This window comes from Williamsia muralis (assembly GCF_051487485.1).
Taxonomy (GTDB): domain Bacteria; phylum Actinomycetota; class Actinomycetes; order Mycobacteriales; family Mycobacteriaceae; genus Williamsia; species Williamsia muralis_B.
The window spans coordinates 356,462-368,642 of sequence record NZ_JAHVCV010000002.1 but is presented as its reverse complement, the minus strand read 5'-3'; the positions used below and the strand labels follow the sequence as shown (position 1 = coordinate 368,642).

The following is a 12,181-nucleotide window of genomic DNA, read 5'->3' as shown; positions in this document are numbered from 1 at the left end:
GTTGGCGGAGCTCGGCGATGCTGGGCCGTTGGCGGACACGGATCGGAGCGGAACTGGACCGTTGGCGGAGACGGAGGCCGAGCGGAGCGGGTAGGTCGATCGGCTCACCTTTTGTTCGTTCCGCTTCATCCACGGCGATCCTCGATACTGTCAGCGCATGGCTGTCCACTCGTCTCGACCAACTTCCCGCCGGCGTATGCGATTAGGCCGTCCAATAGCGCGAGTCGCCTGTGCACTGACCAGCTCGGCTCTGGTGCTCGCGGTCGCTGTGGGGTGTGGCAGCGACGAGCCATCCGATCCCGGAAACCAGAGGTCGGTGACGGTTGTCGGCAACGGCGAGGTGAAGGGCGCTCCGGACACCCTGCGTGCCGATCTCGGGGTGGAGGCGACGGGCGACGACGTGTCCGGTGCCATCAACGCGGCGAACGCGAGCATTCAGGCACTGACCGACGCGGTGGTCAACGCCGGTGTACCGCGGGAGGACGTGCAGACCCAGCAGGTCACCCTCACCCCGGACTACTCGACGCCCTCTCCAGGGGGCTCGAGTGTCATCACGGGCTACCGGGCCACCAACTCACTTCGCGTCGAGATCCATGATCTGGCAAAAGCTTCCGATGTGCTGACGGCAGCGGTCAATGCCGGGGGCAATGCCACCAGGATCAGTAACGTCTCGTTTGTGATCGACGACGACTCAGAGCTCGTGACCAACGCGAGAGAGCAGGCGTTTAACGACGCGCGCGAACGTGCTCAGCAGTACTCCGGCCTGTCCGGAGACGAGCTGGGCAAGGTGTTGACCATCGACGAAACCACAAGTGGCCAAGAGGTTTCGGCGTCTGATCAGATGCGGTCGGCGATGGTCGACGCTGCAGTGCCGCTGGAGCCCGGTCAGCAGACGGTCAGCTTCACCGTCACGGTGAAGTGGCAGCTGAGATAGCCGGTACCCCTGCGATGCCCTATCTGGGCGAGCCCGGAACCCAGCATCCGTGCAGGCCGGCGGGCACGCGGATGGGGAGGTCGATGGTGCAGAGCGGGCCGGTCTCCGGACTGTCTTCGGGGAAGATGTAGAAGGCAGAGTTCATCGTTGTGATGTCGGTGCCGATGGTCCCCCAGTAGTTGTTGCTGTCGCCGGACATGAAGATCGGTTCACCGACGCTGACCGATCCGGAGTCCCAGAACGTCTGACCACCCGACGTCAGGTTGTCGAAGAACACGGTGTTGATGCCGTCGGCCGCACCCGGCAGCTGTCCGGCGGTGGCGATGGCGCCGTGTGGCCGGGTTAACAAGCGGTCGTCGACCCTGGGGAACTCGACATCGGAGTCGCTCAAGATGGTGTGTGTGCACCGCCCCTTCGCCGGATCGAGGACCGTGCGCGTGATGTTGCCGACGGACGGATCGTCCGTGATGCCAAGGGCTTCCGGTTGATTCCACCAGACGTAGTCGATGACCACCTCTCCGGTGGGGGTGTCGTAGGCGTTCGCGAAGTGCCACACCCAGAAAGCCTCTGTGTCGATCCATCTCACCGCCGAACCGTCTCGAGGGACAAGCGCTATCCGGGTGCCGAGTTCGGGCTGCCATTCCAGCGGCGACCCTCCGGTGGCGAATGCCCCGAAGATGTCGAACTTCAGCGGACAGACGAAGATGACGGCGTACTTCTCGGTCAGCGCCATGTCGTGGATCATCATCGGTGCGTTCAGGCCGTCGATGGCTGTGGGCGGACGGGTGCATGTGCCGTCTGCGGACACCACCGACCAGGTGAGGTAGGGGGCCTCGAACGCATAGTTGAAGAGGACCATCTCGCCGTTGGTCGGATCGATCTTCGGATGCGCCGTGCTCCCGACAAGCATTGCGCCATCGCATGTCTCGCGTCCGATCGTGCTGAGATCGGCAGGATCAAGTGCATACGGCGGAGCGGTCTCGGCCATGGCCAGCAACCGACCCCCGTGTTTGACGACATTGATGTCGGGGAGATCGCGCCCTGTGTTCGCCACGCCCGGACCGAGGTCGTCGGCGGTGGGGGAATAGGGGTCGAAAAGTCCAGACCAGAGGGCGCGGCCGGCCTTCTCCTCGGCGATCACCGCCGGGGTTCGGACGAAGCGGTTCCGGTATCCCGCTGTGGTGCCGTCGAAGTCGACCTGATGGACCATCGCGTCGCCGTCGAGCGGGTAGCTGTAACTCCCGATCGGATCGAAGCGGGGGTTGGGTCCGTTGCGGAGATAGCTCCCGACCAGGTCCGCGGGGAGCTCACCGGTGATGGCGAGACCGGTGACGTCGACTTCTTTGCGTTGCGGGGCAAACACTCCCGACAGGTAAGGATGGTTCGCCATGTCGACCACTGCGGGCCGGGGAACGTGGGGCGAGGTCATTGCATCGGCCGCTGGGTGCTGTCACGGGCGGCGGCGAGACCGGCGAGTAGTGCGTCGACCTTCTCGCGATTTGTCGCCGATGTCATCAAGCCGACAAAGGGCGGGCGGTCGAAGGTCAACGTGACCTGGATGAGCTGTTCTCGATCGCCGCCGAAGAGCTTCTTGCGCCGATCGATTTCTTTCACGTCGGCGGAGACGAACGACGCCGCCGGGAGCCGCGTCTTGGATGTGCCCCCACGAAGTTTCTCGAACCATTCACCATCGAGTACCACTGTCTCGTTGGACAAGCCACGAATTTCGATCATCGGTCGCCTTCCTGCAGCCCGTTGGGGCGCAGGACGGATGTGCCAGAAACCACGACGACCGCGCCGCGTGAATTGTAATACGCGGACACGGCCGTTCGGGGGCTATCGATCAGGCATCGGACGCACTTCAGTCGTCGGTGACAACCAGGTTCACGTCGATGTTTCCGCGGGTGGCGTTGGAGTAGGGGCACACTTCGTGAGCCTTCTCGGTCAGTTTCTGTGCGGTGTCGTGGTCGACGTTCGGCAGGGTCACCTCTAGTTCGACCGCGAGCCCGAAGCCGCCGTTGTCGAGGCTACCGATGGATACCCGCGCGCCCACGGCCGAGTCGGACACATCCGCCTTCTCCTGGCCGGCCACCAGCCGCAGGGCGGAGTGGAAGCATGCGGCGTATCCGGCTGCGAAGAGCTGCTCGGGGTTGGTGCCGACGCCGTTGCCGCCCATTTCCTTGGGGATCGAGAGTTCGAGGTCTACTTTGCCGTCCGAGGTGCGTGCGCGGCCGTCGCGACCTTCTCCGGTGGCGAGTGCCTCCGCGGTGTAAAGAGCTTTCATCACAATGCCTTTCGTTGTCGGTTCTTCTCATCGCCGGCTTGAGCGGCGCCGGCCTGTCGTAACGCGGCGGTCAGCAACTGAGCCGCGTCACGCAAGTTCGTCAGTTCGAGCTCTGTCAGATCGGTTGCCGCGAAGAGATTTTCAGGTATGCACTCTGCGCGGCGTTCGAGGTCGCGGCCCTTGTCGGTCAACGTGATCTCGACCGATCGCTCATCGGCGGGTGTCCGTTGACGCACCAGGAGGCCGGCGGATTCGAGGCGTTTGAGCAACGGGGACAGGGTTCCCGAATCCAGCTGGAGCCGTTCACCGAGCCGTCGGACCGTGATGGGTTCGTCCTCCCACAGAACCAGGAGAACCAGGTATTGGGGATAGGTCAGACCGAGTTCGTCGAGAATCGGCCGGTAGGCGGCCGTTGTTGCCCGCGACGCCGAATACAGCGCGAAGCAGAGTTGCTGATCAAGTCGAAGTGCGGACATGCCGAAATGGTAGGCCACAATTCAGTTGTGCACAACCAAACAGCTTCAGGAAGTGGTCGAAGCCCGGTCGAACAGTCCGGCGATGTACGCGGCCTGCCCGCCGTGCTGCAGGTCATCTGAGATGACGCTGATGAGACGGACCGCGAGCGTGACCGGCGGATCCCAGCGATCGTCCACGATCTGGTCGAGATCGTCGGAGCCGATGGTCTGCAGGTACGACAGCGTGCTCGCATGCACTGCATCGTGATATCCGAGAAGGTCGTGCGCGCTCGCGACGACCTGCCCGACCTCGTCTGATGTCTGCCCGTAACCGATGGCTCCGGTGTCGAAAGGCAGCGCAAACCGCGCCTCCCACCCGCCGCTGGTCCACACCTGTTCGGTCCCGGCAACCTCTGCGACGTGGTCGTCCTGCACGCGGGTGAGATGCCAGATCAACCAGGCGATCGTGTTCGCCTCGGGATCGGGTCGATAAGTGAGGGCTGACTCCGGCAGGTCCTGGAGTGTCTCGTGGACAATTTCCTCGATCCGGTCGAACGCGTCGGTCAGGAGTGCAGATTCGTTCACGGTGTTCCTTCCGTCAAGTTCTGATGGGCGCACTCCACAATTACCCCGCGAAACCGTCTTCATGGGCGCCGGCGTGAGGGCGTGACCTCAGAAATGGTGCACATCGGACCAAACGATGGAACCGTGTGAGTGTGAGCAATGAAATACCGACCCTCGTCCTCGGACCCATCCTTCGCTACGTGGACAACACGCGGGCCACCATCTGGGTGGAGACCGATCGCGAATGCACCGTGGAGGTGCGGACCTCGACCGGCCAGAGCGGTGCCGAGAACACGTGGTCCGTGCATGAGCACCACTTCGCCATCGTGCAGTTGGTCGATCTGCCCTCCGGCACTGTTGTCGACTATTCGGTGACGTTGCGATCGTCGGCGGATCCGGTGGTGGAGGCCTCTCCCACGGTGGCCGCCGGCGGTACATTGCGGACCGCGGCCGAGGACGACGCCCTCACGGTTGCGTTCGGCTCGTGCCGGCGCGGCGATACATACGACGAGGACCGGCTCAAGGCGATCGGGGCCGACGGGCTCGCCGGTCTGGCCGCACGGGTGAAAGATCAAGACGCCGAGCAGTGGCCGCAGTTGCTCCTGCTTCTCGGGGATCAGGTGTATGCCGACGATCCGTCTCCCGAGATCAAGGAGCGACTGCGCGAACGTCGCGAGACCCAGAAGGATCCGGAACTGGGCGAGGAAGTGCTCGAAGAGATCTGCGACTTCGAGGAGTACACCTGGCTGTATCGGGAGTCGTGGGGCGCCGAGCAGGTCACCGGGTTGATGGCCACCATCCCGAGCTGCATGATCCTCGACGATCACGATCTGCGCGACGACTGGAACTCGTCGCTCGATTGGCGAAAAGACATCGAGCAGAAGCCATGGTGGCACCGCCGGGTGGTCGGGGCATTCTCGTCCTACTGGATCTACCAGCACCTCGGCAATCTCTCGCCGGACGAGCTGCAGAACGACGAGCTCTACCTGGCCGTGCGCGGGGCGGCCACGGCCGAGGAACGTGAGAAGCTGCTGTCCGACTTCTCGCTCCGCGCCGACAGCGAGCCGACATCGGCGCGTTGGAGTTATGTCCGCGACCTCGGGAACACCCGGATCATCATGATCGATTCGCGCTGCTCACGTGACCTGACGCCCGAACGGCGTGCGATGCTCGATGAGGCCGAGTGGAAGTGGTTGCGCGAGCAGGCCCTTGGGACCGATGCGCGCCACATCGTCTTCGGGACGTCACTGCCCTACCTGATGTTGCCTGCGCTCCATCACCTCGAGCAGTGGAATGAAGCCGTCGCGCAGGGCGCGTGGGGTAAACGCTGGGGCAAGGTGGGGGAGAAGCTGCGGCTCGCTCTGGACCTCGAGCACTGGGCCGCCTTCGGCAAGTCGTTCGAAGACATGGTCGGGCTGGTCGAGGAAATCGTCGATCGTCCTAATCCGCCCGCCAGTGCGTTGTGGTTGTCCGGCGATGTGCACTGTTCCTATGTCGCCGAGGCCGAGCTCACCCGCACCTCGACTGACTCGACGGTGCTCTACCAACTGACCATGTCGCCGTTCCGAAACCCTCTTGACCTGCCCATTCGTGTGGTGAACCGTCTCGCGATCCGGAAGCCGATGGTCCGGTTCCTGCGATTCCTGGCCCACCGGGCCGGGCTGGAGGACCATCCGATCACCTGGCAGGCCGAGGCGGGTCCCTGGTTCGACAACGGCGTGATGTCGCTGCGGCTCGAGGGTGACTCCGCATCTGTGCGGGTCGACCACGCGCAGACCGGCCCGGGAGGGTCTCAGAAGCTGGTGCAGACCCACCAGATGCAGCTCACGACCTGATCGGTTGGCCGGACGGCGTTGTCGTCCGGCCGCGCATCGCTACCCTCGGATACATGAGCATCAGTAAGAACGACTCAGTGTCATGGAATACCCCGCAGGGCGAGACAGAAGGGAAAGCCGTCGAGAAAAGAACAAAGCCTTTTACTTTTTCAGGTCAGAAATTCAATGCAAGTGATGACGAACCCTATTGGATAGTCGAGTCCTCAAAGAGCGGCTCGAAGGCCGCGCACAAAGAATCGTCATTGAAGAAGAAATGACATACCCGCATTCGCTTGCGGTCAAACATCCGTGAGGGAGTGCCGACGGCGAAACGCCTTGCCGGAGAGGTCTGCTCGGCTGAGCTCGGCGGCAGTGAAGACAAAAAAGTGGGTGACCGGCGATTTCTCGCTGGTCACCCACTCTTTGGAAGTCTGGCGATCTCAGATCGCGGTTACTCCGGTGGCCTGCGGGCCTTTAGCGCCCTGGCCGATCTCGAACTCGACTCGCTGATTCTCTTCGAGGGTGCGGAAGCCGCCGCCCTGGATCTCAGAGTAATGAACGAAGACGTCATCCGAACCGCCGTCGGGGGCGATGAAGCCGAAGCCTTTTTCGCCGTTGAACCATTTCACAGTTCCCTGTGCCATATTAAAGTACTTCTCTCTTTTTTCCTGCAGAACGCATGAACACGCCCCTGCACATAGTGTTGCACGGATTGGGCGAAAGCGATAGCGCAGGGGCGAAAAATGTTTGCGCGTCGTCGCTCGGCCACTGCGCGGGGCTGATCAACGCGGTCGTCGTGGCTATTGGCCGCGACCGGTCTCGCTCTGCAGCTTGTCGATCATCTCCGAGGCCTGGGCCTTGTTGAGGTCGTCCGGGACCTCTTCGCCGGCTTCCTGCGCCAAGGTTTCGAGGTAGCTCTGTTGCGGTCCGGTGGCCGGCTCATCGCCGGTGACCCAGTCGGAGGGGTCCTTTTCGGGGTTCTGCTGGATGTTTGATTCGCTCATGTGTTCGACGGTACCTGCCGACCGCGGATCGGGCCACCGAAATTCGAGATCGGCGCGGTCTATTGCAGTTGGTCGATCAGTGGTTCGGCAACACGCACACCGTGTCGATGCCAAGTACGCGGTTGAGGCGGCCGAAGGCGAGCCATGAGCCGAGGCACATGCTCAGTTCGACTATCTCGGCCTGGCTGTAGGCGGCCGTCATCCTCTGCCAGAACTCGTCGTCGAGTCCGTGGTGGTCGAGGGCGTATCGCTCGGCATACTCCGCGGCCAGCCGCGTACGGCTGTCGAACGCGTCGGTGGTGCGCCACGCCGTGACCGCCTGGTCGAACTCGTCCTCTACCTTCGTTCCGTCCCGTTCGGTGCGCCAGTCCTGGCAGAACACACATCCGTTGATCTGCGCAATGCGCAGTCGGGCGGCTTCGAACTCGCGGAGTCCCAGGGTGCTGTCGGAATACACCTTCATCGCAAAGGTGGACGCGGCAACTCCGATGCCGGGCACCATCTCACCCCATACGTAGGTGATCGGGTCCTTGTCCTCGGGAACGTCGATGATCATGACGGCGCCGTCCTTGCGGGTCGTGTCGACCCGGCAGCTACCGCGTCGTCCGCAGTCCAGACTAAGGAACACGTTTCAGTTTTCGGCCCGATCGACGCAGCTGGTGCGCTGAAGAAGTTTCACTCATCGTGATTTGAAGGCTTGCTCAGCAGCACCGTGTGGCCGCCACGTGCAGGTTTGCCGCAGCGGCAAGGGAGGCCGTGAGCCCTTTTTCCGAGAAGCGATGTTTGGCGCGGTCGTGGTCGGACAACATAATGGCGAACACGTCGCGGCGGCTCCACGCCGAGACGCCGGCGATGTCGCCTGTTGGCCGAACGACTGAGGAAGCGGGGCATCGCTTGGACGCGTTGTGGGACTACATCACGTCGCACCAATCGCAGTTGGTCTTCGACTCGTATCAACACGTCAGTGCGGTCATGCAGAGCGTTGTCATCGCGACGGTCATCGGAGTGGTGATCGGTTTGCTCACCTACCGCAACGACATCGCATCCAACCTCGCGACATCCATCTCCAGCGCCGTGTTGACCGTGCCCTCGTTCGCGTTGTTGGGCCTGCTCATCCCGCTGGTCGGGCTGGGTGTCATCCCGAGTATCACCGCGCTGGTGCTGTATTCGCTGCTGCCGATCATCCGCAACACCATCGTCGGCATGAACAACATCGAGCCTGCGCTCATCGATGCGGCGCGGGGCATCGGAATGGGCCGGCTGATCACCCTCGTACGGGTTGAACTCCCGCTGGTCTGGCCGGCGATCCTCGCAGGCATGCGGCTGAGCACGCAGATGGCGATGGGTGTCCTGGCGATCGCGGCGTATGTGAAGGGACCGGGGCTGGGGAACCTGATATTCGCAGGCCTCGCCCGCGTCGGTAGCCCGACCGCGGTTCCGATGGCGCTGAGCGGCACCTTGCTGATCGTCATTCTCGCGCTCGTTCTCGACGCTCTCTACGTACTTCTCGGACGACTCACAACGTCGAAAGGCATCCGGTGACAGAACATCCAGCGGCCGCACCACAGTCCGCCACGGCTTCCAAGGCCCTGCGTACCGAGAACCCGACCGGCGTGCAGATCACGCTCGACCATGTCTCCAAGACCTACCCGGGGTCCAAAACACCTGCGGTGGACGATGTGTCGCTGCACATCCCGGCCGGCGACGTCGTGGTGTTCGTGGGCCCGTCGGGGTGTGGCAAGACCACCACGATGCGGATGATCAACCGGCTCAGTGAGCCCACGTCCGGGAAGATCACGATCGGCGACAAGGATGCGTTGTCGATCAAACCCACCGAGTTGCGACGTTCGATCGGCTACTCGATCCAGCAGGCCGGCCTCTTCCCACACATGACGATCCGGCAGAACATCGGGCTCGTTCCAGGACTGCTCAAGTGGGACAAGAAGCGCATCGCCGACCGCGTCGACGAGTTGCTCGACCTGGTCGGCCTCGATCCGGCCCAGTACGCGAGCCGGTATCCGCGGCAGTTGTCGGGCGGCCAGCAGCAGCGGGTCGGCGTTGCCCGTGCGCTCGCGGCAGACCCGCCCGTCCTCCTCATGGACGAGCCCTTCGGCGCCGTGGACCCGATCACGCGCAGTTCGCTGCAGGACGAACTGCTGCGCCTGCAAAGCGAATTGGGTAAGACGATCGTCTTCGTGACCCACGACTTCAGCGAGGCGGTCAAACTGGGCGACCGCATCGCGGTGCTCGGTCAGCAGTCGAAGATCTTGCAGTACGACACCCCGCAGGCGATCTTGGCCAATCCCGCCGACGACACGGTGGCCGGATTTGTGGGAACCGGGGCTTCGCTGCGGCAGCTGGGCCTTGTCCGGGTCAAGGACATCGACCTCGAGACCCGGCCCACCGCGCACGTCGGGGAAGCCGTCGACACGCTGCGATCCGAACTCGCAGCGAGTGAACATGATTGGGCGGTCATCCTCGACAACCGCGAGCGGCCGGTGAGCTGGGTGCGGCAGAACCGTCTCCAGCAGGCCCGCACCGTCGAAGAGTTCGCCGAACCACTCAACGAGTGGATCAGCGTCCAGGCCACCTTGCAGGACGCACTCGAGGCGATGCTCGCCGAGGATCACGCCTCGGCGGTGGTCACCGGAGCAGGCAATCGGTACCAGGGGGTGGTGACCCTCGAAACGCTCATCACGACCATCACCAATCTCCGCAAGGCGCCGGCCGATGGCGCGCACACCGATTCGAACGCCCCAGGCGTCGCGGGCTCGTCGGACGCTGCGCGATGACCACTGCCGTCGAGGCGCCGGCGCCCTCCATCAGCGTGGCGGACAAGCTCCGCCTGATCATCCAACCCATCCTTGTGGTCATCGTCGCAGCCGCCGTCATCTTCTGGGCGTTCAGCCGCGACCTGACGGCCACGCAGAAGGTGAACATCAGCGCCGGCAACGTGGCGACACTGGTGTGGCAGCACCTGCTGATCACCATCACCGTGACACTCATCGTGGTGCTGGTGGGAGTTCCGCTGGGGATCTTGGTGACCCGCGGGCGCGCGCGACTGCTTCGTCCGCCGTTCATCGGTGTGGCGAACATCGGGCAGGCGGCTCCGGCAGTCGGTCTGCTCGTGCTGCTCTTCCTGTGGACAGGGGAGACCGGCTTCTGGATCGGGGTACTGCCGATCGCGGTGTACTCGTTGCTCCCGGTGTTCAGCAGCACGATCCTCGGCATCGACCAGGTGAACAAGTCGCTCATCGACGCGGGTCAGGGGCAGGGCATGTCCCCGTCGTCGATCCTCTTCCGGGTGGAACTGCCGCTGGCGGTGCCGTACATCCTCGCCGGCCTGCGGACGTCACTGGTGCTGGCCGTCGGAACCGCGACACTCTGTTTCCTGGTCAATGCCGGTGGGCTCGGGGTGCTGATCGACACCGGATACAAACTCCGCGACAACGTCACCCTGATCCTCGGCAGTGTCCTCGCGGTCTGTCTGGCACTCCTCGTCGACTGGCTCGGCGCCTTGGCCGAGCACTACCTCGGACCGAAAGGGGTGCGCGGATGACCACAACGCCTCGCTCGGCGCGTGGATTTCGCCGCGTCTTTCCGTCGATCATCTTTGCGCTCGTGTGCGCAGTGGTCCTGGGGGCCTGTGGCCTGTCGTCGGGTGGCGCGGTCCCGCTGAAGGTGGGCCCGGGGTCGATCACGGAGAACGAGGGGCTCAAGGGCGTCAAGATCACCGTGGGCTCGAAGGAGTACACCGAGCAGGTCATCCTGGGATACATCCTCGAGTTCACCCTCGTGGCAGCGGGCGCCGACGTGCGGGACATGACCGGCATCGTCGGATCACGCAGCACACGCGACGCGCAGCTGGCGGGTCAGGTGGATGTGGCGTACGAGTTCACGGGCAACGCATGGATCAACTATCTCGGGCACGAGAAGCCGATCGCCGATACGCGTGAGCAGTTCGAGGCCGTTCGGGACGAGGACCTCGCGGCCAACGACATGATCTGGCTCGAACCCGGACCGATGGACGACACCTATGCGCTGGCCGCCAGCAAGAAGGTAATCGACGAGACCGGCGTGACGACGCTGTCCGACTACGCCGAACTGGTCAAACGCGATCCGGCGGCCGCGGCGACGTGCGTTGACACCGAGTTCCGCGCCCGTCAGGACGGCTTCCCCGGTATGGCCGCCGCCTACGGCTTCGACCCGGCTCAGGCTCAGACGCCTATTCTGCAGGTGGGCATCATCTACCAGGCGACGTCGACGGGCAGCCAGTGCAAGTTCGGTGAGGTGTTCACCACGGACGGTCGTATCGCCGGTTTGGGCCTGGTTGTTCTCACCGACGACAAGCAGTTCTTCCCGCACTACAACCCGTCGGTGACGATGAAGGAGAGCTTCTTCGAGGAGCATCCCGAGATCGCACCGGTCACTGCTCCGGTCACCGCGGCGCTCACCAACGAGGTGATCACCGATCTTAACAAGCAGGTCGACGTCGATGGCCGGGATCCGAGCATCGTGGCACGCGACTGGATGGTGTCCATGGGGTTCATCACCAAGGAATAGGGTGCCCCCAGTCGGATTCGAACCGACACTTGACGGATTTTAAGTCGGCTAGAGGCCGTCCCGGGCGGTCCTTAGCTATCCATACGATATGCCCCGAACTGCGCAAACGTGTTTCTCGGTCCTACGGCGTCCGCCCCCATCCGTCCCTAGTTGTGACACTCTCGTGACACCGAGTGCTCGTTTGTATGGCGCGAATCAAAGGCGTTGATGTCGCAGGCCCGCCCTATAGTGTCCCTGGCGGTCCGTATTGGTCCGCGATCTACGCAAAGGGGGACACACGATGGTTCCGATGAAATCGGGTAGCGGCCTGGACGGCAGTGATCTCGGTCGGTTCGTCAAACTGACAGGGCCGGACTTCGCCATTACAGGGCGGATTGTCAAGATCCATCACGATTGGACGCGATTACTCCCGGACGATTCGCCGGCGTTGGATCACAACATCTTTGTGGACTTCGGCGAGCTGCACGGAGGGCAGTGGGTCAAAGTCGGGCACGACCAGGCCATCCACCTGAGCGACTCCGTCGACCAGGTCGAGAATACCGATCTGACATTCGGAGCCTAGG

At 63.4% G+C, this 12,181-nt stretch carries 16 protein-coding genes; 8 read left to right on the top strand and 8 right to left on the bottom strand.

All coding sequences use genetic code 11. From position 1 onward, the window contains the following. Positions 1 to 316: 316 nt before the first annotated feature. Positions 317 to 934 carry an SIMPL domain-containing protein gene (locus tag KXR83_RS05030; protein ID WP_437423852.1) on the top strand — a complete coding sequence of 206 codons (618 nt, stop codon included), beginning with the start codon at positions 317 to 319 and terminating at the stop codon, positions 932 to 934. Between the two features lie 19 nt (positions 935 to 953). Here the strand turns inward: KXR83_RS05030 and KXR83_RS05025 are convergent, their stop codons facing one another. The 5 genes from KXR83_RS05025 to KXR83_RS05005 all read right to left on the bottom strand — a co-directional run bounded on the left by KXR83_RS05025 (position 954) and on the right by KXR83_RS05005 (position 4,258). Continuing rightward, the gene (locus tag KXR83_RS05025; RefSeq protein WP_437423851.1) at positions 954 to 2,363 is read right to left on the bottom strand and encodes a carotenoid oxygenase family protein; all 1,410 of its coding nucleotides are present in this window, start codon (positions 2,361 to 2,363) and stop codon (positions 954 to 956) included. Then, entirely contained in the window at positions 2,360 to 2,668 is a 309-nt protein-coding gene (locus tag KXR83_RS05020) for a hypothetical protein (protein ID WP_437423850.1), read from the bottom strand. Before KXR83_RS05020 ends, KXR83_RS05025 begins: the two co-directional genes overlap by 4 nt. Before the next feature lie 127 nt (positions 2,669 to 2,795). Next, positions 2,796 to 3,218: an organic hydroperoxide resistance protein gene (locus tag KXR83_RS05015; RefSeq protein ID WP_437423849.1), complete on the bottom strand. Its 423-nt coding sequence runs from the start codon at positions 3,216 to 3,218 to the stop codon at positions 2,796 to 2,798. Next, positions 3,218 to 3,694 (bottom strand): MarR family winged helix-turn-helix transcriptional regulator, encoded by a 477-nt coding sequence (locus KXR83_RS05010; RefSeq protein WP_062800674.1) that lies wholly within the window; start codon positions 3,692 to 3,694, stop codon positions 3,218 to 3,220. Before KXR83_RS05010 ends, KXR83_RS05015 begins: the two co-directional genes overlap by 1 nt. Before the next feature lie 45 nt (positions 3,695 to 3,739). After that, entirely contained in the window at positions 3,740 to 4,258 is a 519-nt protein-coding gene (locus KXR83_RS05005) for a mycothiol transferase (protein WP_437423848.1), read from the bottom strand. Between the two features lie 131 nt (positions 4,259 to 4,389). On the opposite strand from KXR83_RS05005, the gene KXR83_RS05000 reads away from it, so the two are divergent. Both KXR83_RS05000 and KXR83_RS04995 read left to right on the top strand, forming a co-directional pair. Continuing rightward, positions 4,390 to 6,072 (top strand): DUF7800 domain-containing protein, encoded by a 1,683-nt coding sequence (locus KXR83_RS05000; RefSeq protein ID WP_437423847.1) that lies wholly within the window; start codon positions 4,390 to 4,392, stop codon positions 6,070 to 6,072. A gap of 53 nt (positions 6,073 to 6,125) precedes the next feature. Next, positions 6,126 to 6,329 carry a DUF2945 domain-containing protein gene (locus KXR83_RS04995; protein WP_437423846.1) on the top strand — a complete coding sequence of 68 codons (204 nt, stop codon included), beginning with the start codon at positions 6,126 to 6,128 and terminating at the stop codon, positions 6,327 to 6,329. Positions 6,330 to 6,491: 162 nt separating this feature from the next. On the opposite strand, the gene KXR83_RS04990 is transcribed toward KXR83_RS04995, so the two are convergent. From KXR83_RS04990 to KXR83_RS04980, 3 genes are all read right to left on the bottom strand, one after another. Next, positions 6,492 to 6,695: a cold-shock protein gene (locus KXR83_RS04990; protein ID WP_020108824.1), complete on the bottom strand. Its 204-nt coding sequence runs from the start codon at positions 6,693 to 6,695 to the stop codon at positions 6,492 to 6,494. Between the two features lie 156 nt (positions 6,696 to 6,851). Further along, positions 6,852 to 7,055 carry a DUF3072 domain-containing protein gene (locus tag KXR83_RS04985; protein WP_030170844.1) on the bottom strand — a complete coding sequence of 68 codons (204 nt, stop codon included), beginning with the start codon at positions 7,053 to 7,055 and terminating at the stop codon, positions 6,852 to 6,854. A 76-nt stretch (positions 7,056 to 7,131) separates the two neighbouring features. After that, positions 7,132 to 7,611: a carboxymuconolactone decarboxylase family protein gene (locus tag KXR83_RS04980; protein WP_437423845.1), complete on the bottom strand. Its 480-nt coding sequence runs from the start codon at positions 7,609 to 7,611 to the stop codon at positions 7,132 to 7,134. A gap of 338 nt (positions 7,612 to 7,949) precedes the next feature. Here KXR83_RS04980 and KXR83_RS04975 point away from each other — a divergent pair, with 338 nt between their 5' ends. The 5 genes from KXR83_RS04975 (at position 7,950) to KXR83_RS04955 (ending at position 12,180) form a co-directional block, all read left to right on the top strand. Beyond that, positions 7,950 to 8,597: an ABC transporter permease gene (locus tag KXR83_RS04975; RefSeq protein WP_023962993.1), complete on the top strand. Its 648-nt coding sequence runs from the start codon at positions 7,950 to 7,952 to the stop codon at positions 8,595 to 8,597. A 47-nt stretch (positions 8,598 to 8,644) separates the two neighbouring features. Continuing rightward, on the top strand, positions 8,645 to 9,847 hold the full coding sequence (locus KXR83_RS04970; protein WP_437424447.1) for an ABC transporter ATP-binding protein: 1,203 nt from the start codon (positions 8,645 to 8,647) through the stop codon (positions 9,845 to 9,847). Continuing rightward, positions 9,844 to 10,614 carry an ABC transporter permease gene (locus tag KXR83_RS04965; RefSeq protein WP_437423844.1) on the top strand — a complete coding sequence of 257 codons (771 nt, stop codon included), beginning with the start codon at positions 9,844 to 9,846 and terminating at the stop codon, positions 10,612 to 10,614. The genes KXR83_RS04970 and KXR83_RS04965 overlap by 4 nt, the downstream gene beginning before the upstream one ends. Then, the gene (locus KXR83_RS04960; protein WP_437423843.1) at positions 10,611 to 11,618 is read left to right on the top strand and encodes a glycine betaine ABC transporter substrate-binding protein; all 1,008 of its coding nucleotides are present in this window, start codon (positions 10,611 to 10,613) and stop codon (positions 11,616 to 11,618) included. Before KXR83_RS04965 ends, KXR83_RS04960 begins: the two co-directional genes overlap by 4 nt. 289 nt (positions 11,619 to 11,907) lie before the next feature. After that, positions 11,908 to 12,180 (top strand): hypothetical protein, encoded by a 273-nt coding sequence (locus tag KXR83_RS04955; protein WP_437423842.1) that lies wholly within the window; start codon positions 11,908 to 11,910, stop codon positions 12,178 to 12,180. Position 12,181: the final 1 nt, after the last annotated feature.